Source organism: Winogradskyella sp. UBA3174 (genome assembly GCF_002364335.1).
In the GTDB taxonomy this organism is placed as follows: domain Bacteria; phylum Bacteroidota; class Bacteroidia; order Flavobacteriales; family Flavobacteriaceae; genus Winogradskyella.
This window is the reverse complement of the sequence record NZ_DEXW01000037.1, coordinates 89,361-109,156: the sequence shown is the minus strand read 5'-3', so window position 1 is coordinate 109,156 and position 19,796 is coordinate 89,361. Positions and strand designations below refer to the sequence as shown.

Sequence of the window (19,796 nt, the reverse complement as noted above, 5' to 3'; positions counted from 1 at the left end):
TTGATTACAAATTCACCATTCACACGACCAACTCTAGCTTCAGAGATAGCGCACTCAAATGGGAAATCTGATAATTGAATAGCTGCTGATGCTGCTAAACCAGCCATAGCATCTGGCATAACGTTTTCGTCATGAGACATTAGCTGTATCATCACTTGCGTTTCTGCGGTGTAATCTTTTGGGAATAATGGACGTAAAACACGATCCACTAAACGCATAGTTAATACTTCACCATCACTTGGTCTTGCTTCTCTTTTGAAGAAACCACCTGGGTAACGACCTGCAGCTGCAAATTTCTCTCTGTAATCTACCGTCAATGGTAAAAAACCTAGATCTTTTTGTTCGTAGTTGGAAACAACTGTACATAACATCATACATTTTCCCGATGTAACAACAACAGAACCATGTGCCTGCTTTGCTAATTTTCCGGTTTCGATAGTAATTTCTCTACCATCTCCAAGGTCTATGACCTCTTTAAATACTTTTGGAATCATAATTTTTTTTAATTCTAGTTCGTAACAATCCTATTAGAACTCTGTTAAACAATGGTCGTTGTGTTGTTGTGTAGTAGTTGTTGTGTGACCAATGAAAAACCGTTAGTCTTAAACCTAATTTAAGAATCTAGCTTCTTCAATTTTGGTTTTTATACTCGTCCAAAATCGAGTTGTTATATAACAAAAAACCACGCTGTTATGCGTGGTCTTTATTATTGAGATTATTTTCTTAATCCTAATTCTTTTACTATCGCACGATATCTTAAGACATCTTTCTTAGTTAAGTAATCTAGTAAGCTTCTTCTTTTACCTACTAAAATAACTAACGCACGTTCTGTATTGTAATCTTTACGATTGTTTTTTAAATGGCCAGTTAAATGCTCAATTCTTTGAGTAAATATGGCGATTTGTCCTTCTGCAGAACCAGTATCGTTTTTTCCTTTACCGTGTTTTGCGAAGAGTTCTTCTTTTGCTTCTTTTGATAAATACATTCTAATATTATTGTAAATGATTGTTATGTACAATGAAAGTTTTTCTTTCAAGCGGCAAATATAGGGTTTTTTTGCAATTTGTATATTTTTTTCATAACTTTTAATCTGTATTTCAACGTTTTAATTAAAGTTTCCCCTTCGGTAAATTAAAAGTTTTTAATAGTTAAACTTATAATGGATGAAAGCGTTACGAACTCAACAAGAACTTTCTAATATCAATGATGTCTTAGATCTTATTTTTAATAACAAAGACAATGGTATTGCTGTTGTAAGTATGGATGGGAATTGGCTAAAGATTAATGATAGTGTTGCGATATTTTTGCTTATTCAATAGCAGAGCTCTTTAATATAGATATTAATAATATTGTGTTTATTGAAGATCTTGGTGAACACGAAAAGAAACACGAAAAACTTATTAATGGACATATTGACAAATACCGTATTGAACTATGCTGTTTTCATAAGGATGGTTCTATAATTTTGGATTTTGATATGTGTCTCATTGGTTTATTTTAATGAAGGTAAACTAGGGATGATTTTGCAATTTGCAGATATTACAAAACATCAAAAAAAGCATGAGCTATTTGTTTAGACTAAACCGTTTAGTAGTATTAAACTTCTAAAATTATTTATCTGATTTTATTGAGATTAAATTAGTTTTCTATGACTTTAGAATTATAAGTTATCTATGGTCACCGAAAGATTAATACTAACTGTTATATCAAAACTTACAGGAGAGTTGTTAATTGCACCAGTTACTAAAACAACAGTTTCTGTAGTGTTTCTAAAGACCTCGCTACTATTATTTAGTAAAAAGCCATTATAGACTTCAAAAATAGTATTGTTATTGCTTGCTTCTTCAAGGTTTATGTCGTCAATTTCAATTCTAACACCACCAATTATTATAGAAGGGTTAGATAGTTTAGTTTCAGTATTACCACTGAAATTAGTAATTTGATAGGTTAGTGAATTAATATTTGCATCAATAACCAATGACTGGTTATCTAATATATCTTGATTTGAAGAAATATCTAAAATTGTAGAGTTATTTATTTGTGTCATTTCAGATGATATATCTAAGACACTAAAGTTTGAAGTAGTAGAAAAATCATCGGTAACTGTTCTAAAAGTAAAGGCATCTTCTTTTTTACAAGACACTAAAGTTATTAGCACAAAAAACAGACTTGTAATGTATTTTAAATTTTTCATAACAATTAAATTTACTGAATATAAAGATATAACAAAAAAAGAGATGAAATTTCATCTCTTTTTTATCTGTTATTATAAAGTTCTTAAAGGTTGATTTGTAATTAAATCAATATATAAATTTACTTTATCCTTTAAATATTTACGATGGGTAATGAAATCTAAGAATCCATGCTCTAATAAAAATTCTGAAGTTTGAAAACCTTCTGGTAATTCTTTACCTGTCGTATCTCTAACAATTCTTGGTCCAGCAAAGCCAATTAAAGCGCCTGGTTCTGAGATATTAATATCACCTAACATAGCGAATGAGGCTGTTGTACCACCAGTTGTTGGATCTGTACATAGTGATATGTATGGTATACCAGCATCTGCTAATTGTGCTAGTTTTACCGAAGTTTTAGCAAGTTGCATTAATGATAATGCTGCTTCCATCATACGCGCTCCACCAGATTTACTAATAATCATTAAGGGTGTCTTTTTCTTAAGTGCATAATCAGCGGCTCTAGCTATTTTTTCACCTACAACACTTCCCATAGAACCACCAATAAAACTAAAATCCATACAGGCAATTACTAAATCTTTGCCATTAGATTTACCAACAGCTGTACGCACAGCATCTTTTAGATTTGTTTTTGCTTGCGCTGCTTTTAAACGGTCCGGATATTTTTTAGTATCTACAAATTTTAGAGGATCTTTTGATGTTAAGTTAGCATCAAGCTCCTTAAATTTATTATCATCAAAAAGAATTTCAAAATATTCTTTACTACCAATTCTAACATGATAGCCGTCCTCTGGACTTACATAATGATTTTGTTCTAATTCTTTGGTGTCAATTATTTTTCCTGTTGGAGATTTATACCAAAGACCTTTAGGTGTGTCTTTTTTTTCCTCAGTAGAGGTATGTATACCTTTATCTTTTCTTTTAAACCAAGCCATGTGTAATTAGGTTTAGTATCCTTTTGATAGTACATTTAGGCAAGCCCAATGCGACACTTAGGATAGGTTTTTAGATTTTCGATTTACTGATTATTTAAATCTTAAATCGTTGTTTTAGTTAGTTGTTTCTTTGCTAATGCAAGATGCACAAAATTAATACTTATTTGGTTAAAGCCAAAAATTGAAAGCCTTATCTCTAAAATTGATTTTATAAGTATAAAAAAACCCACTAAAACTTAGATTTTAAGTCCTAATGGGCAGTTTAATTTTTATCAGATATTTTATAAAGTATCTACATTATTTAAATCTTCAAATGCTTTTTTAAGTCTTGCAACAAAAGCATCTTCGCCTTTACGCAACCAAACACGTGGGTCATAATATTTTTTGTTTGGTACATCATCTCCATCAGGATTACCGATTTGAGTTTGTAAGTAGTCTTTTTTATCTTGAACGTAATCACGCACACCAGTTAAAAAAGCGTATTGCATATCTGTATCAATATTCATTTTAATAACTCCATAGCTAATACCTTCTCTTATTTCTTCTACCGTAGAGCCAGATCCTCCATGAAATACAAAATCTATATGATTATGACCAACACCATATTTTTCTGAAATATGATCTTGTGAGTTTTTTAAGATTTTTGGTGTCAACTTTACGTTACCAGGTCTGTAAACTCCATGTACATTTCCAAAAGCTGCTGCAATAGTGAATTGGTCACTTACTTTGCTTAATTCTTCGTAAGCATAAGCGACTTCTTCTGGCTGTGTGTATAATTTAGAAGCATCTACATCACTATTATCTACACCATCTTCTTCACCACCTGTAATACCAAGTTCTATTTCTAAAGTCATACCCATTTTGCTCATACGTTCTAGGTATTTCTTGCATGTTTCGATATTTTCTTCTATTGGTTCTTCCGATAAATCTATCATATGAGAACTATAAAGCGGCTTACCAGTTTCTTTAAAATGTAATTCGCTAGCGTCTAGTAAACCATCAATCCAAGGCAATAATTTTTTAGCACAATGATCTGTGTGTAATATCACAGGTACTCCATAAGCCTCTGCCATTTGGTGTACATGTTTTGCGCCAGCAATAGAGCCAGCAATTGCTGCTTTTTGGTTTTCATTACTTAAGCCTTTACCAGCATTAAATTGGCCACCACCATTAGAAAATTGAATAATAACAGGTGCGTTTAGAGCTTTGGCAGTTTCTAAAACTCCGTTTATTGAATTTGATCCAATAACATTAACTGCAGGTAAGGCAAACCCTTTTTCTTTAGCTAATTTAAAAATATTTTGAACTTCTCTTCCTGTGGCAACTCCAGGTTTAATATTATGACTCATAGTTTTCTAAGTTGAAATTTATACTTCAAAAATACATAATTTTTAACTATTTATAAAGGTAGAACCCTCATAAAACAGCGAAAACGTTGTAGTGGAACTAAAATGATAAAACTTAAAATGGATAGTTAATACCAATATTATAAACGGCATTTCTAAAGTTATAATCTCTAAACCAACGGTTACCTGTATCCTGAGATGGATCATAAGTTTTTAAACCAATATCGAAACGTAATACAAAGAAATCGAAATCGTAACGTAAACCAAAGCCAGAGCCAACTGCTATATCTTTTAACGAATCAAAACCAGTAAATGTTGCGGCTTCTTCTTCTACGTTGTCTAATACATTCCAAATATTACCAGCATCTACAAATAGTGCTCCTCGTAAATTACCAAATAGGCTAAAACGTTGCTCTGCACTTAAGTGAATTTTAAAATTAGCTTCATTAAACTCATTAGTGGTTTTAGAGCTTCCTGGTCCTAGATTGTAGGCTGTCCAAGCTCTATTATCGTTTGGTCCACCTGCAAAGAAACTTTCGGCAAACGGAATACTATTTGAGTTTCCGTAAGGTATAGCAATACCAGCATAAGTTCTAAATGCAAAAACATTTTTTCGTCCAAAATCTAAATATCTTATATAATCGATTTCGGTCTTTAAATATTGAGAAAACGTAACACCAAAAACATCGTAGTTACCATTTTCGTCTACTGGCGAGCCAATAACTCTAGAGAGATTGGATAATAAATTACCTGCCAATTCGACACGCCATTTGAAAATAGAGAAATCATTATCAAAAATATCTCTACGTTTATCTTTTTTATAATCAAAACTTGTAGAAAATATAAGGTTGTTTTCTGTTAGTCTTTCTTTACGTTCATCTATGCTATTTACTGTAGCAAAATCGTCATCATCTTGATTTAAACTTGTATTACCAGTTAGTACATCATCAATAAATATATCTGCTTCCGAAAAATTATTTGGTGGTATTTCTAGGCTTTCGTCATTATTTATGTAATTACTGCTTCTTGCTATGTTATCTAGTCTGTCGAATGAATTAGAGTAAACGCCAAAATAATTACTGGTATTAAGATTTTTTACAAATTGAATATTAAAAAGTTCTAAATTATTTGAAACCGTTTTTGATGGAAACCAATTATAACCAAACATACTAGAAATTGCTTGCTTGTCCAATCCGATATTTTGTTGACTAGTCGCTGATAGATTAATTACTGTTCTTGGCGACATATATTTCGGAATAATTTTATCCGTATTAAAAGGGCTGAACAAACGTGGAATCGTTAATCTAATATTTCCGCCAAATTCATTAATATCAAAAAAGGCATCTTCGGTGTCTAATGGTTCTTTTGAAGAACCAATAGCCGCAATACCACTAATTTCTAAGGTTTCGGCTCCTCTAAATATGTTTCTTATTTTTAAACCTGTACTAAATGAAAACCCAATAGTTTGAATATTACTTTGTGATATTTCTGGATCAAAGCTTAGTTCGTATTTTTTTTCGGGTTCTAAAAAAATATTTGCGGTCAGTGTTGTATCCCTTTCATTTTCTACATAAACAATACTCGGTGATTTAAACATTTGTAAATCATAAAGGTAACGAGATGTTCTACTACGTGCTATATCACTATAGGTGTCACCTTTATTAATAAACATGGCATTGGTTAGTGCTTTTGGTTTAAAACGTAGCTTGTCTTTACTGTAGAGGTTATAGCCATTGTGTTGTGTAGTGTCAGAGATAGCTTTAAATCGGTTTTCAAAATTATCATCTGTAAATATGTTTACCTCTTTTATTTTGTAACTTTTAAAAGGTGCAGTAAATGTAGAATCATCAGTTCTTATACTGCGATTAACAATTATTAGTTCTGTGTTTACTTTGTAGTTTGTATCTATTGTGTCTGTAACAAATCTAATATAGTCTTTGCTAAAATAATAGAAACCAGCATTACGTAAATAGGTGTTAATTCGATCACGTTCGTTTACTAGGTTTTCCTCATCGTATTGTTGCCCTTTTTTTAATAATGAAGATTTACTAAATACATCATATAGTGTGTCTATAGCAGATGTGCTAATAATAGGCGTGACAGAATCAAGTATATAAGGCTTGTTTTTAGTAACCTTATAGGTGACTTGTGCGCGACTATTAGTGTCTTTTTTTATATCGTAGTCTACTTCGTTATCAAACCAACCTTTACTGTAATAATATTTTTTAAGATTAGTAGCTGTTTTTATTGTTATATCTTCATTTAGTAAAACAGGTGGTTCACCAGTCCGTTTTAGCCAACTATTAAAACTTTGTTTAGATTGTATTTGTTTATCAAACTGTTTTTTAGAAAGTAACGCAGTTCTACGTTTCACTTTTATAGAGTCACTTAGAATGTTTGCATTAATAATAGAATCTATATTTGGACGCGCTAGGTTATAAATATGAAGTTTTAATGGAAAAGTGATAAATCCCCCCATCCCAGAATTAGTTTTCTGTATTATAATGTTATTGATGCGGTCATTTTTATTTTTTTTACCATCTTCAATTATTGTGTTTTCTGTTATTAAATAATTGTCTTTTTTAATACGTTTAACCGTACTGCAGGAGTTTAGGGATAAAACAAGAGTTATTGCTGCTAAGTAACAGCAAAGTAATCTTCGGTTTTTTATAAAATAAGAAATGCGATGTGGCAAACTCAAAAGTTTATCATTTTTTTTGATATTGATTAAGCAATACAAATATTAGTCCAAAAAAGGTTTACTTTGTATTTATGCGCTAACTTCTATTACATATTAATATAACATAGAATATTAAAAGTAGTTATTCTTTGTGACACTAAAATGTAGTGATAGATGTTTTACCTAACAAATGTAAATACATTTTAATGTTATCAAAGAATCAAATAAAGTTAATTAAAAGTTTAGGTCAAAAAAAATATAGGCAGCAGTTAAATTTGTTCACAGTAGAAGGTGTTAAAGGCATTAACGAATTCTTAAATTCTGACTACGAACTAGAAACGTTATATACCACCGAATTAGTTTTTGAAGCGAGTAATAATCAAATACAAGAAATATCTGAGTTCGATTTAAAAAGAATTACATCTCTCAAAAACCCTAATACAGCATTAGCATTATTTAAAATACCTCAAAATAGACAACCTTTAGAATATGGCTTAAAAATAGCCTTAGATGCTATTAGGGACCCAGGTAATTTAGGCACTATTATTAGGCTATGCGATTGGTATGGAGTACAAGATTTAATTTGTAATACAAATACGGTAGATTGTTATAACTCCAAAGTAGTACAAGCAACGATGGGGTCTTTAACACGTGTTAATGTCACATATCTTAATTTAGAAACCTATCTAACTACTAATGAAGCATCCGTTTTTGGTACTTTTATGACTGGTGAAAACGTTTATACTTCAGATTTGCCTAAAGAAGGAGTTATTGTATTAGGAAATGAAGGCAATGGTATCTCTCAGGTTATAGAAACTAAAATAAATAGAAAGCTTACCATTCCACAATTTGGAAATTTAGAAGCTACTGAAAGTCTTAATGTTGCTAATGCAACTGCTATAATATTAAGTGAGTTTAGACGACGCTCTATTGAAATGTAAAGTTAATAAAAACACCTCTTGTTTGCATTTTAGCAACATTGCCAGTCCATGGGCTATTAGGGTCTACATCTCTCACAATCTCATCATTTATTGCAAAAATTCCACGAATAGAAGGAGTGAACTTAAACCAGACTAAATAAAAATCAACACCAAACCCAATTTCGTAGAAATAGTTATTCTTTGTCATTCTAAATTGACCAGCGCTATTATCATCTGGGTTATCCTGAGCACTAGATAAGTTTAGTGCCGTAGAAAACCCACCAACAATAAAGGGCTTAAAATTATTAATACGTTTAGTCGAGATTTTTAATAATAAAGGGATGTGTATATATGTAGATTTTACTTCTCTTAACAAGTCAGAGTCATTAAATTCTGTACCTGCAAAATAGCTTTCATCGTAGCGTAAATTTCTTGTGCTAAAAAAAACACCTGGTTCTATTCTGAGGTTCATATAATCATTGATGCGTAAATCACCAATTAATCCTAAATGAAAGCCTGAAGAGTTATCTACTAGAATATCCTTTAAATCTTCGTTATAGTCAAACTTAAAATCATATTGGTTAAAACCAATGAAATAACCCCAAGACAATAATTTTTTATCGATATTATCAGGATTATTAGCAACTTTTTCTTTTGTAAATAACTGAGCAGATACGTTTTGAAAAGTTAAAAACAGGGCTATTACAATGAGGATATGCTTCATATTATGCTTTAGTTGCGGTATATATTGTAGCCACTCCCATAGTCTGTGGCTGGTCTTCGACACTATTAAACCCAATTTTTCTTAAAATATTGTTTAAAGCTTCACCATAAGGAAAAACAGAAGCAGATTCGCTCAGATATTTATAGGCCACTTGGTCTTTAGAAAACAGCTTGCCAATTGTAGGTAAGATAAGTTTTGAGTAAGCATTATATCCAAATTTGTAAAAAGGATTAGTGGGTACTGAAGTTTCAAGTATAACGAAGATGCCATTAGGTTTTAGTACTCTTAGAATTTCAGTTAGGCCTTTCTCTAAATTTTCGAAATTACGGACTCCAAAGGCAACAGTTATCGCGTCAAAAGTATGATCTTTAAATGGTAAATCTTCAGAATCTCCTATAACCATAGATATAATACCATCTAATTTTTTAGTAGAAATTTTTTGTCGTCCAACCTCTAGCATGCCGTCACTAATATCTAGTCCTATAATTTCTTTAGCACTTGTGTCTGTTAAACTAATAGCTAAATCACCAGTGCCAGTTGCAATATCTAATATATTAGTAGGGTTCTTTTCTTTTACAATTTTAACGACTTTATTTCGCCATTTAACATCTATGCCAAACGAAATAACTCTGTTTAATCCATCATATTCATTAGATATGGTATCAAACATTTTAGTGACCTGCTCTTTTTTTGTCGCTTCACTGTCTTTGTATGGCTTTACTTTTTCGGACATGCAAATTTTTTTTGCAAATATATGGATAAGTTCTAAGTACTTAAAGTTGTGTGTATTTAAAGTTAGGATTAAAAAGTAGTAATTGTTTGTGCAAATAGCTTCTGAATTTTTATGTAAAAGATTAAATATAGAACAATTAAATACGACTTAAAATTGTACCTGATAAATTTAAAACTTTAATTATGCTTATAACTTTAAATACTTTAGGTACTTATTAACTTGCAACTTCTTAGTATATTTGCATGTCTATTTCAATAATAAACAATGAAAATAATTATCGCAGGTGCAGGAGAAGTTGGATTTCATTTGGCCAAATTATTATCCTACGAGTCACAAGAGATAACCCTTATAGACACAAAAAAAGAGAGTTTAATTTACGCAGGCGAACATCTAGATATAAAGACCATAAAAGGTGATGCTACATCTATAGCTATTTTAAGAGAAGCTAGAATTGATACTGCAGGACTTTTTATTGCAGTTACGTCTTCAGAAACCACCAATATTACGGCATGCGTTTTAGCAAAACAATTAGGAGCAAAACGGACTATAGCTAGAATTTCTAATACAGAATTTATAGATAATAAAGAGACTGTAGGGTTTTCAAAATTTGGTATTGACGAATTAATTTCACCAGAATCATTGGCCGCTTCAGAAATAGAATTACTACTTAATCAATACGGATTTAATGATACGTACGAGTTTGAAGAAGGTGCGCTAACTATGCTAGGCTTGCGCTTGTCTAGAACGGCTACATTTGTTGGGAAAACAGTAAAAGAAGCAGCAGAAATTTATCCTGAATTACACTTTATACCAATTGCTATTCAGCGTTATGGTACACAATACACCATCATACCGAGAGGAGATACCCAATTTAAAGAAGGTGATAAAGTAGTCTTTATGACTTCAAAAGGTGGTGATGCTGAATTGTTTGATTTATCTGGAAAGGTAAAAGCTGAAATTAAGAACGTAATGATTCTTGGAGGTAGTAAAATAGGCTACAAGACGGCAAAGGAATTGTGCGCAAGTAAGTTTAATGTAAAATTGGTAGAAAGTAAAAAAGCTGTAGCTGAAGATTTGGCAGACCAATTACCTCATGCTTTAGTTATTTGTGGTGATGGAAGAAATGTTGAAATTTTACAAGAAGAAAATATTGGAGATATGGATGCCTTTATTTCTGTAACAGGTAATTCTGAAACTAATATTATGTCTTGTTTATTAGCAAAATCTAAAGGTGTTAAAAAGACAATTGCTCTTGTTGAGAATATGGATTATTATCAATTATCAGAATCTATTGGTATTGATACTTTAATTAATAAGAAACTACTTGCTGCTAATAATATTTTTAGATACATAAGAAAAGGGGAGGTTGTAGCAATGACCAAGCTTACAAATATGAATGCTGAACTTTTAGAGTTTGTAGTAAAACCTAATTCTAAAATCACCAATAAATTAATTAAAGACTTAAAATTTCCGAGGTCAGCTATTTTTGGTGGCGTTATTAGAGATGGCAAAGGTCTAATACCATTGGGAGGTTTTAGAATAGAATCTGGTGACCGTGTTGTAGTGTGTTGTTTACCTCGCTCTATTTCTGAAGTTGAAGCATTTTTCTCATAAATTTATGGCTGGCCTAAAACTTAATTATAAAATCATATTTTATTTCTTTGGACTTCTTTTATTGTTCAATGGCGGTTTTATGATGATTGCCACTTTAATAAGTCTTATTTACAAAGACGGAGTTACTTTTGAATTATTTTTAGCAGGCTTAATAACTTTACTCATCGGTACTTTTGCTATGATTCGTACAAAGAACCATCGCAAAGAAATGAACAAACGCGAAGGTTACATTGTTGTAGCCTTTGGTTGGATTGTAATGTCACTAACAGGTACATTACCGTATATAGTCACAGAAGCTATTCCTTCATTTACAGATGCTTTTTTTGAGACTATATCTGGTTATACTACAACTGGTGCTAGTATTTTAAACGATATTGAAGTTATACCAAAGGGTGTTTTGTTTTGGCGAAGTACTACACATTGGATTGGTGGTATGGGAATCATTGTATTAGCCATAGCCATTCTGCCTTTACTTGGAGTAGGTGGTATGCAGCTGTTTGCAGCAGAAGCACCAGGACCAGGTGGTGATAAACTACACCCTAGAATTACAGATACAGCTAAACGTTTATGGTTAATATATGTAGGTTATACAGTTGCTGAAACTATTCTACTACAAGTTGCAGGTATGTCTTTCTTTGATGCTATTAATCATGCCTTAAGTACTTTGTCTACTGGTGGTTTTTCAACAAAAAATGCTAGTGTTGCGCATTGGAACGATAATCCTGCCGTACAATACATCATCATATTCTTTATGTTTTTAGCTGGTACAAATTTTGTGTTGAGTTATTATATGTTTAAAGGTAATGTGGTTAAGATTATTAAAGATGATGAGTTTAAACTGTATTTTAGGTTTATCGCTATTTTTACAGTTGTAGCAGCATTTCTTATTTATTTTAATGCAGACGTCTCTAAATCTTCTATAGATCATCCAATGGTTCTTGGTGAAGGCGAGAGTGCATTTAGACATGCGCTTTTTCAGGTTTTAGCAATTATAACGACCACAGGTTTTGTTTCTGCCGATTACACACTATGGACACCGTTTTTAACAGTATTCTTTTTTGGACTTATGTTTTTAGGAGGTTCTGCAGGTAGTACATCTGGTGGTGTAAAAATAATGCGTCATCTTATTTTGATTAAAAATGGTTTTTTAGAATTTAAACGCGCATTGCATCCTAATGCTATTTTAAAAGTACGTTATAACCAAAAGTCTATTTCTGGTGATATTGTATTTAATATTCTAGGCTTCTTTATATTGTATATGTTATCTTTTATAATTGGTGCGCTTGTGTTTTCTATGTTGCAAATAGATTTTATATCTGCAATTGGTCTTTCAGCATCGAGTTTAGGAAATGTTGGTCCTGCTTTAGGTGATTTCGGTCCAGTTAATAACTATGCTGCTTTACCTGCTTTAGGAAAGTGGTGGGCTTCTTTTTTAATGCTTATTGGACGATTAGAATTGTTTACGGTACTTATATTGTTTACTCCTTTTTTCTGGAGAAATCGATAAAAACCTAAATTTAGATAATTAATTTCAACTTTTTTTAAAGATTTTTTAATAGGTAGCTAGCCTATATTCTTACTGTAGTTTTTCATTATTAAGAAGGTGTTTTTTAAGCTATTGTTGGGATGGAGGCTGTAACATTTTTAATTATTGAGCGTCATATCTATGTAACCAATTAAAATATCAATCATGGAATTAGTAGTAAATCAAGAATTAGAATTTTTACCAGAACCCATTCAGTTAACTCAATTTACAAATAATGGATTATTAAATTCTAATTACAAATCAATTGTAAAACAAAACTTTAGTCAGTCAACTGTAAGGTCAATATTCAGTATTAGACAACACTTAAAGTCCTCTCAAATAAACACGGTAAACCACACAGCTGTAATCTTAAAACTATCAGTTTTTGCCATAGTGTTAATAGCTTTATTCTAGATATAAACTATTTCTTTTGATCCTTTAACTGACACTTATTTTAAGTGTCTTTTATTTTCACATTAGCGCGCAAATTATTTGCTGCGGAAATAGACCAAGCTCTTATTTTAACTTTAAATCTTAGAATTTATGGCAATACAAGCAATGAATATTTCAATTAAGAATAACAATTTAATGCGCTCTAAGCGTGATAAGTTTAAAAGGACACTTGGTGGCTATAGTAAAGCTAATAAAACCGAGTTTAACTTGCCAGAAGCTACTCCTCAAATTCTTAGAGAAATCAAAGAACGATTACAAGAGGAGCGTAGACTAACCACGTTGAAAGTTATAGCATTAGCGCTTATAATTTCGGTTGGATTATTGTATTTTTTAATGAATAACTCTAATGAAATTAGAGAACTATTCTGGTTTTAAGACCTTAACTAATTCTAAAAAATAAGTCTGTGCCACCAGGAGAATCAATGATTAGTGCCTTGAAAAGTAATAAAAGTGTAATGTTAGATAAGTCAAGACGATTTAGAAAGACACTAGGCGGTTACGGTAAAAACAGAAAAACAGAATACAATCTACCAAAAGCAACACCTCAGCAATTAAGAGCTATTAGACAAAAGATAAAAAAAGAAAATCAAATCCTTTGGTTAAAAGTTATTGGACTTTTTATTGTAATTATAGTAACATTGGGTTGGATGCTATTTGCATAACAAAAAAGCTATAACGGAAATTTCACGTTATAGGTTTTCTTTTAAAAAAGGCGATTGATCTAATATTTAGCTTAATGCTAGTTTAATACGTTTAATTGCCTCTTTAATATTATTTTGGGACGCAGCATAAGATATTCTTATACAGTTTGCATTACCAAATGCATCACCAGTTACTGTTGCAACTAAAGCTTCTTCTAATAAAAACAAGGACATATCAGTCGCATTATTAATAGTTTTGCCTTTAATAGTTTCACCAAAATATGCTGAAACATCAGGGAAGACGTAAAAAGCACCTTCTGGCTCGTTAGTTTTAAAGCCTTCAATAGCATTTAGTAATCCTAAAATAAGTTGACGTCTTACTTTAAACTCATCAACCATATATTGTACTTTAGAGGGCGACGCTTCTAGAGCAGTAATTACGGCGCGTTGTGCAATACAATTAGCGCCACTTGTAATTTGGCCTTGCATTTTAGTACAGGCTCTAGCAATCCAGTCTGGAGCACCAATGTAACCTATTCTCCAACCAGTCATAGCAAATGCTTTAGAAACACCATTTACTGTAACCGTTCTATCGTACATATCGTCAAATTGCGCCATGCTAAAATGATCACCTATAAAATTGATATGCTCATAGATCTCATCAGAAAGCACATAAATATTTGGATATTTTTGTAACACGTCTGCAAGTGCTCTTAATTCTTCTTTACTGTAAACAGAACCACTTGGGTTGCATGGTGAGCTGTACCAAATCATTTTAGTTTTTGGAGTAATGGCAGCTTCTAATTGTGCAGCAGTCATTTTAAAATCGTTCTCAATATCTGTTTTAACTTCTACAGGAACTCCATCGTTTAATTTTACAATATCACGGTAACTCACCCAATATGGACATGGTAAAATAACTTCGTCACCTTTGTTTAATAATACAGATGCTACATTAAAAAGTGACTGTTTAGCTCCAGTAGAGACAACAATTTGTGGTAATGTATAGTTAAGGTTATTATCGCGTTTAAACTTCGTAATAATAGCTTCCTTTAACTCCGAGTAGCCATCAACAGGTGTATAACTATTATAGTTTTGGTTAATAGCTTCAATAGCAGCATCTTTAATAAAATCTGGCGTATTAAAATCGGGTTCGCCAAGACTTAATCCAATAATATCTTTGCCTTCTGCACGTAGTTCTCTAGCTTTTGCTGCCATGGCAAGCGTAGCTGATGTCGATAGGTTATTAATTCTATCTGAAAGTCGGTTCATTCTAATGAGTTATTTTAATCTACGAATTGTATTAAGCCATGCTTGGCTTTTTACCTAGTTCTTTTAATTGCTGATAATGCTCAGAAATAGCGATCCACATAGAATTGTATTCGTTGTAAGGTAGACTAAATTCATGTGCAGTTTCTCTTACTATTTTTGCTATGTTTTTATAATGTACATGGCTTATATTTGAGAATAAATGATGTTCAACTTGTCTGTTTAAGCCTCCAGTGTAAAACTCCACGATCCAGCTTCTAGGAGAAAAATTAGACGTGGTAAATAGTTGGTGAATTGCCCAAGTATTTTTCATAGTTCCATTTTCGTCTGGCAATGGCATATCCGTATTTGGCATAACATGTGCTAATTGAAAAACGACACTTAGAATCATTCCAGCGGTATAATGCATAATTAGAAATCCGATTAAAACTTGCCACCAAGCATAACCTAGAACTAAAGGTAAAACCACCCATATAGAATAATATATGATCTTACCAATAATTAACTTCGTCCATTGTGTAGCAGGATTAGGGAAATCTCCATAAGATAATTTTCTTTTGAGGTATTGATAGGTTTGTTTAAAATCTGTTGTAATTGCCCAATTAACAGTTAATAGTCCATATAATAAAAAGGCATAATATTTTTGATATTTATGAATTTTCAACCATTTAGAATGTTTAGAAAAACGGATTATTCTGCCAGCATCAATGTCTTCATCATGGCCTTGAATATTCGTGTAGGTATGGTGTAACACATTGTGTTGTACTTTCCAGTTATAATCGTTACCAGCTAATATGTGTATGCTGCTACCCATTAGTTTGTTTACCCATTTTTTGCTAGAAAACGACCCATGGTTTGCATCGTGCATAACATTCATTCCTACACCTGCCATTCCAATTCCAATAACAATCATACATATAATCTGAAGCCAAAAAGGTACATCATCAGCTACCAATAAAAACACTAATGGCCCAAGTAATAATGAGAACATTATGATAGCTTTTATGTAAAGCTTCCAGTTTCCTGTTTTTTTAATATTATTTTCTTTGAAGTAATTGTTAACACGTTTGTTAAGGGTTCTGAAGAATTTAGCAGAATCTGTTCTAGAGAAGGATAAGGTTTGTTTTGCCATGTGTTTTAAAATTTAATAATATAACGCCAAGGATTGAAAATCATTATAGCATGGCAAAGATAAGTAATAATTAAAAAGTAACCATTATCGACGAACGTTAAATTATAAAGCTTAAAATTAAGTATTTTCGCAAAAATTAATTGTTATGGAACTAATTCTAAAATATTTCCCAGATTTAACTGAAATTCAAATCAAACAGTTTGAAGCTTTAGAAGGGCTCTATAAAGACTGGAATAGTAAAATTAATGTAGTTTCGAGGAAAGATATTGACGAGTTATATTTACGACATGTCTTACATTCTTTGGGTATCGCAAAAGTTGTGAAGTTTGCGGATAATTCATCAATACTAGATGTAGGTACAGGTGGTGGATTTCCTGGTGTGCCTTTAGCAATTTTATTCCCTAACTGCCAATTTCATTTAGTAGATAGTATTAATAAAAAACTTAAAGTTATAAATGGTGTTTGTGATGCTATAGAATTAACTAATGTAAAAACAACACATAGTAGAGTAGAGGCTATTGACGAAACATTTGATTTTATAGTGAGTAGGGCGGTAACTGCAATGCCAGAATTTACAAAATGGGTAAAAGGTAAGATTAATCGCAAGCAACAAAACGATTTTAAAAACGGAATTCTTTATCTCAAAGGAGGAGATTTAAGCGAAGAATTAAAACAATATACGAATGTGAGAGCTTATCTGCTTTCAGATTATTTTGAAGAAGTGTTTTTTGAAACTAAAAAGGTTGTTCACCTGCCCCTAAAATTTAAAAGTTAGACTTCATTAAAACCAAAAAAAAAGCCATTTGATAAATTCAAGTGGCTTTTTTTAGTAGTAAAGTTGTTTTTATTCTTTTACAATCTTTTTTATAATTTGTTTACCAGTCTCATTAGTAAATCTAATAATATAAAGTTGTGATGATAAATCTGATATATTAATAATAGAGGTACCAGCATTTGTTTTTACATGCTTTACTTTAGCGCCTAAAATATTAAAAATCTCAGCGTCTAAAACTTCATTAGAAGTCACTGTAAGTTCATTTTTAACACTTGTAGGGAAAATTTGAACATTAGTAAGTTCAGATTCTTCAACGCTTAAATTAATATCATAGCTATAAGTCATTAATAATGGTGTTCCTATTTCATTACCAGCAATATCAAAGGCTTGGTATCTAAAGGTCCAACTCATAACATCAGTAGTACCAGTAGGGTGTTGATTCCAAAGACTGTTTCCTGCAGTATTACTTTCTCCTGGCAGTATTAATGCGGCAGAAGAAGGATAACCACTTCCTGTTGCGATACTATTTAAACAAACACCAGCAAAGCATAACTGATAATTAGTGCCATCTGTGTTTGTCATATTATCAACGAAAATTCTCATATAAATATCAGAGGTAGATGTATTTGTTACCTTAAACTTCCAATTGTAATCCGCACCAAAAGTAGGTCCAGATTCATTAAAAGCGATAGTTTGTCCATCTGTAATTAGCTCGTCAGTGCTTGTTTTTCTAAGTTCAAATTGAGCAAAGGAAACAAAGTAAGAAAGCATTAAGCTTAATAAAAGTAGTGTTTTCTTCATAGTGTTAAGATTTGATTTAAATTTGGTTTGTTATGTAAATATAAATTTTTAAAATTTAAAAAGGGAAGTCTATAATCAAACTTCCCTTTTTTAGGTTCTTAACCTTAATTATTTAGATACAATAAACTTAGAACTGTATGTAGCATTTTCATCATTAATGTTAATGATATAATGACCTGCATTTAATTGAGAAATTGGTAATTGCACGCTTTGTGAACCAAAAACTCCTTCAACAGATTTGTTAATCACTGTTCGTCCTAACATGTCAGTTACTGAAATACTATATTTACCAATCCCTGCCTGAAAAGCAATATTAATATGATCACTGGCTGGATTAGGGTAAATTTTAATAGTTGAAATACCTGAAACTTCTTCTACACTTAAAGCTTCTGCAACAGAGCTCTGAGTTGCGCTAACAATACTCCCGTTAGCTCCATCTATTAAAACAACAGCAATATGTAAATTGTCTACATTGCTAGATGCTGGGATTGTGTAGTTAAAGTCATAAGACGCTGTACTTCCGTTTGATATAGTAGTTGGTACTGAGCCTGCCTGACCACTAAAACCACCTAAGAGAGCTATGCCAACGTGATCATATACCATTTGAGAAGCAGGTACTGGATCTGATAAATTTTCATAACCACCCATTGGTCCTAAGCTTCCTCCTGAATAGTAGTTAGTTTGATTGTAACCACTACTTGTACCAGTAACACCATCTTCTGAAATGATTACTCCTAATCTATAATTGGCATTACTAAACGTTGTGTAAAACGTTGCGTTAGCACTTATGGTTAGTGTATTGCCAACTTGTGTAGCGTTACTTGACAAATCAACTGGTACTACTTCTGTAATTTGAATATTGTATGCTGCTTCTAAAGATGCTGCTGCTGGATTGACATCACCAATCTTACGATCTACTGCAGCACTAGGGTAACCATTAATGTATTGGCCAATACCTGTATCATATTCTGGAACTGTCATTGGATCAGCGTTATGAACAGCTATTGCTACAACAGTATTAGGATATGCAGCACTCATGTAGTCCATACCAACAGCTCCTCTCGGGCAAAAACCACACCAAGTACCAGTTGCTTCTTCAATGAAAACAGCTTTACTACCTGCTTGTGTTAATGTGTTAAAATCCGCAAATACTGTATTATCAGATGGACTTAAATCTGCAATACCGTTTACTGCACTTACAGTAACGTTTATGTTTTTTTCGTCAGCAGTAGTGTAATTAACCATCATCGGATGATTTACAGTAGCTGTTCCACCTGGAGCAATGTTTGTACTTATTGTAGCTATATGATCTGATATGCCATCATTCCAATTAACTTCTACATCTGAAATTACAATACTTCCGTTATTTTTAACATCAACAGATAATTGATTGTCAGTATTTATTAGTGCATATCGACTTAAACTAACACTTTGTGCAATAGCATCGGTATCAACGGGTATTCTTATTAGAACATCATCAATAAGCATCATATTCATATCAAAAGTATTATGATGTCTAAATGTTAAATAAACGATTTGTCCTGCAAACGCTGATAAATCAATAACATTTGTCTGTCTAGAGCCTGCTATAGATAAAATTTCGTTATGAATTGCAGTAGCTGTTTGAATATCCGTCAAGTTATTCAATGTGGTTACATAAATAGAATATTCTTCTAGATGATAAGGTGCACCTTGAGTTGTTCCATATGCATATTCTAGTTGTAAACCTGCTCCAGCAGTTGTTAAATCTATAGCTTGAGACACGACATAATTGTCTGGGCTCAAAGCGCCAATACCACCTTGGATCCATGATCTTGAAGCTAGGACAGCATCAAATTCAAGAATTTCAACCGCACCACCTGTAGCAAAGTCACCAGCGCCCCAAGTATAGCTATCATTATCTACATCATAAGTTGTCCAATCCGAAATATCTAAATCTGAAAAATCATCAGAAAAGAACGTTTGTGCCGTTGTAAACTGCATAGCGATAAAGCTAAAGGCAGCTAAAAAAGTAATTTTTTTAATCATATTTAAAAAGTATTAGTTAGTAAGAAAA

General features: G+C 32.0%; 19 protein-coding genes and 1 pseudogene. 8 read left to right on the top strand and 12 right to left on the bottom strand.

All coding sequences use genetic code 11. The annotated features are described in order from the left end of the window. Positions 1-494: pseudogene (locus B2U95_RS05455) on the bottom strand (polyribonucleotide nucleotidyltransferase); the annotation flags it as partial. A gap of 221 nt (positions 495-715) precedes the next feature. Further along, entirely contained in the window at positions 716-985 is a 270-nt protein-coding gene (rpsO, locus tag B2U95_RS05450) for a 30S ribosomal protein S15 (RefSeq protein WP_296313723.1), read from the bottom strand. 178 nt (positions 986-1,163) lie between these two features. Between rpsO and B2U95_RS05445 the strand changes: the two genes are divergently transcribed. Beyond that, a complete protein-coding gene (locus B2U95_RS05445; protein ID WP_296313597.1) occupies positions 1,164-1,319 on the top strand; it encodes a hypothetical protein in 156 nt (51 codons plus the stop codon). Between the two features lie 341 nt (positions 1,320-1,660). On the opposite strand, the gene B2U95_RS05440 is transcribed toward B2U95_RS05445, so the two are convergent. From B2U95_RS05440 to B2U95_RS05425, 4 genes are all read right to left on the bottom strand, one after another. Continuing rightward, positions 1,661-2,194 (bottom strand): hypothetical protein, encoded by a 534-nt coding sequence (locus tag B2U95_RS05440; RefSeq protein WP_296313594.1) that lies wholly within the window; start codon positions 2,192-2,194, stop codon positions 1,661-1,663. Between the two features lie 72 nt (positions 2,195-2,266). Then, positions 2,267-3,127 (bottom strand): acetyl-CoA carboxylase, carboxyltransferase subunit beta, encoded by an 861-nt coding sequence (gene accD / locus B2U95_RS05435; RefSeq protein WP_296313593.1) that lies wholly within the window; start codon positions 3,125-3,127, stop codon positions 2,267-2,269. A gap of 281 nt (positions 3,128-3,408) precedes the next feature. Next, entirely contained in the window at positions 3,409-4,476 is a 1,068-nt protein-coding gene (fbaA, locus tag B2U95_RS05430; RefSeq protein WP_296313591.1) for a class II fructose-bisphosphate aldolase, read from the bottom strand. Positions 4,477-4,588: 112 nt separating this feature from the next. Then, the gene (locus B2U95_RS05425; RefSeq protein WP_296313590.1) at positions 4,589-7,168 is read right to left on the bottom strand and encodes a BamA/TamA family outer membrane protein; all 2,580 of its coding nucleotides are present in this window, start codon (positions 7,166-7,168) and stop codon (positions 4,589-4,591) included. Positions 7,169-7,359: 191 nt separating this feature from the next. On the opposite strand from B2U95_RS05425, the gene B2U95_RS05420 reads away from it, so the two are divergent. Then, positions 7,360-8,094 (top strand): TrmH family RNA methyltransferase, encoded by a 735-nt coding sequence (locus tag B2U95_RS05420; RefSeq protein ID WP_296313588.1) that lies wholly within the window; start codon positions 7,360-7,362, stop codon positions 8,092-8,094. Here B2U95_RS05420 and B2U95_RS05415 read toward each other — a convergent pair. Both B2U95_RS05415 and ubiE read right to left on the bottom strand, forming a co-directional pair. Further along, positions 8,081-8,797, bottom strand: coding sequence for a porin family protein (locus tag B2U95_RS05415; RefSeq protein ID WP_296313587.1), 717 nt, complete (start codon positions 8,795-8,797; stop codon positions 8,081-8,083). The two genes, B2U95_RS05420 and B2U95_RS05415, sit on opposite strands and share 14 nt — an antisense overlap. A 1-nt stretch (position 8,798) precedes the next feature. Then, positions 8,799-9,530, bottom strand: a complete 732-nt coding sequence (gene ubiE / locus B2U95_RS05410) for a bifunctional demethylmenaquinone methyltransferase/2-methoxy-6-polyprenyl-1,4-benzoquinol methylase UbiE (protein WP_296313585.1) — start codon at positions 9,528-9,530, stop codon at positions 8,799-8,801. Between the two features lie 264 nt (positions 9,531-9,794). On the opposite strand from ubiE, the gene trkA reads away from it, so the two are divergent. The 5 genes from trkA (at position 9,795) to B2U95_RS05385 (ending at position 13,784) form a co-directional block, all read left to right on the top strand. Then, positions 9,795-11,144 (top strand): Trk system potassium transporter TrkA, encoded by a 1,350-nt coding sequence (trkA, locus tag B2U95_RS05405; protein ID WP_296313584.1) that lies wholly within the window; start codon positions 9,795-9,797, stop codon positions 11,142-11,144. Between the two features lie 4 nt (positions 11,145-11,148). Continuing rightward, complete coding sequence (locus B2U95_RS05400; protein WP_296313583.1) at positions 11,149-12,651, top strand: TrkH family potassium uptake protein; 1,503 nt, start codon at positions 11,149-11,151, stop codon at positions 12,649-12,651. A gap of 183 nt (positions 12,652-12,834) precedes the next feature. Then, entirely contained in the window at positions 12,835-13,083 is a 249-nt protein-coding gene (locus B2U95_RS05395) for a hypothetical protein (protein ID WP_296313581.1), read from the top strand. Between the two features lie 129 nt (positions 13,084-13,212). Continuing rightward, a complete protein-coding gene (locus tag B2U95_RS05390) occupies positions 13,213-13,497 on the top strand; it encodes a hypothetical protein (protein WP_296313580.1) in 285 nt (94 codons plus the stop codon). A gap of 29 nt (positions 13,498-13,526) precedes the next feature. Further along, positions 13,527-13,784 carry a hypothetical protein gene (locus B2U95_RS05385; RefSeq protein WP_296313578.1) on the top strand — a complete coding sequence of 86 codons (258 nt, stop codon included), beginning with the start codon at positions 13,527-13,529 and terminating at the stop codon, positions 13,782-13,784. 66 nt (positions 13,785-13,850) lie between these two features. Here B2U95_RS05385 and B2U95_RS05380 read toward each other — a convergent pair whose 3' ends face one another. Next, on the bottom strand, positions 13,851-15,035 hold the full coding sequence (locus B2U95_RS05380) for a pyridoxal phosphate-dependent aminotransferase (RefSeq protein WP_296313576.1): 1,185 nt from the start codon (positions 15,033-15,035) through the stop codon (positions 13,851-13,853). Positions 15,036-15,066: 31 nt separating this feature from the next. Then, positions 15,067-16,164 carry a fatty acid desaturase family protein gene (locus tag B2U95_RS05375; RefSeq protein WP_296313574.1) on the bottom strand — a complete coding sequence of 366 codons (1,098 nt, stop codon included), beginning with the start codon at positions 16,162-16,164 and terminating at the stop codon, positions 15,067-15,069. Positions 16,165-16,309: 145 nt separating this feature from the next. Between B2U95_RS05375 and rsmG the strand changes: the two genes are divergently transcribed. Next, complete coding sequence (gene rsmG, locus B2U95_RS05370; protein ID WP_296313572.1) at positions 16,310-16,939, top strand: 16S rRNA (guanine(527)-N(7))-methyltransferase RsmG; 630 nt, start codon at positions 16,310-16,312, stop codon at positions 16,937-16,939. Between the two features lie 69 nt (positions 16,940-17,008). Here the strand turns inward: rsmG and B2U95_RS05365 are convergent, their stop codons facing one another. Together B2U95_RS05365 and B2U95_RS05360 are read right to left on the bottom strand one after the other, a co-directional pair. Beyond that, positions 17,009-17,740, bottom strand: a complete 732-nt coding sequence (locus B2U95_RS05365) for a T9SS type A sorting domain-containing protein (RefSeq protein WP_296313571.1) — start codon at positions 17,738-17,740, stop codon at positions 17,009-17,011. A gap of 108 nt (positions 17,741-17,848) precedes the next feature. After that, a complete protein-coding gene (locus B2U95_RS05360; protein WP_296313570.1) occupies positions 17,849-19,768 on the bottom strand; it encodes a T9SS type A sorting domain-containing protein in 1,920 nt (639 codons plus the stop codon). Between the last annotated feature and the right edge of the window lie 28 nt (positions 19,769-19,796).

Bases quoted from the DNA above. Each gene is read 5' to 3' on its own strand.
- B2U95_RS05390 (WP_296313580.1), top strand. From the start codon at position 13,213: ATGGCAATACAAGCAATGAATATTTCAATTAAGAATAACAATTTAATG.
- B2U95_RS05380 (WP_296313576.1), bottom strand. From the start codon at position 15,035: ATGAACCGACTTTCAGATAGAATTAATAACCTATCGACATCAGCTACG.
- B2U95_RS05375 (WP_296313574.1), bottom strand. From the start codon at position 16,164: ATGGCAAAACAAACCTTATCCTTCTCTAGAACAGATTCTGCTAAATTC.
- B2U95_RS05395 (WP_296313581.1), top strand. From the start codon at position 12,835: ATGGAATTAGTAGTAAATCAAGAATTAGAATTTTTACCAGAACCCATT.
- fbaA (WP_296313591.1), bottom strand. From the start codon at position 4,476: ATGAGTCATAATATTAAACCTGGAGTTGCCACAGGAAGAGAAGTTCAA.
- B2U95_RS05360 (WP_296313570.1), bottom strand. From the start codon at position 19,768: ATGATTAAAAAAATTACTTTTTTAGCTGCCTTTAGCTTTATCGCTATG.
- ubiE (WP_296313585.1), bottom strand. From the start codon at position 9,530: ATGTCCGAAAAAGTAAAGCCATACAAAGACAGTGAAGCGACAAAAAAA.
- B2U95_RS05420 (WP_296313588.1), top strand. From the start codon at position 7,360: ATGTTATCAAAGAATCAAATAAAGTTAATTAAAAGTTTAGGTCAAAAA.
- rsmG (WP_296313572.1), top strand. From the start codon at position 16,310: ATGGAACTAATTCTAAAATATTTCCCAGATTTAACTGAAATTCAAATC.
- rpsO (WP_296313723.1), bottom strand. From the start codon at position 985: ATGTATTTATCAAAAGAAGCAAAAGAAGAACTCTTCGCAAAACACGGT.
- B2U95_RS05365 (WP_296313571.1), bottom strand. From the start codon at position 17,740: ATGAAGAAAACACTACTTTTATTAAGCTTAATGCTTTCTTACTTTGTT.
- B2U95_RS05440 (WP_296313594.1), bottom strand. From the start codon at position 2,194: ATGAAAAATTTAAAATACATTACAAGTCTGTTTTTTGTGCTAATAACT.
- trkA (WP_296313584.1), top strand. From the start codon at position 9,795: ATGAAAATAATTATCGCAGGTGCAGGAGAAGTTGGATTTCATTTGGCC.
- B2U95_RS05400 (WP_296313583.1), top strand. From the start codon at position 11,149: ATGGCTGGCCTAAAACTTAATTATAAAATCATATTTTATTTCTTTGGA.
- accD (WP_296313593.1), bottom strand. From the start codon at position 3,127: ATGGCTTGGTTTAAAAGAAAAGATAAAGGTATACATACCTCTACTGAG.
- B2U95_RS05445 (WP_296313597.1), top strand. From the start codon at position 1,164: ATGAAAGCGTTACGAACTCAACAAGAACTTTCTAATATCAATGATGTC.
- B2U95_RS05415 (WP_296313587.1), bottom strand. From the start codon at position 8,797: ATGAAGCATATCCTCATTGTAATAGCCCTGTTTTTAACTTTTCAAAAC.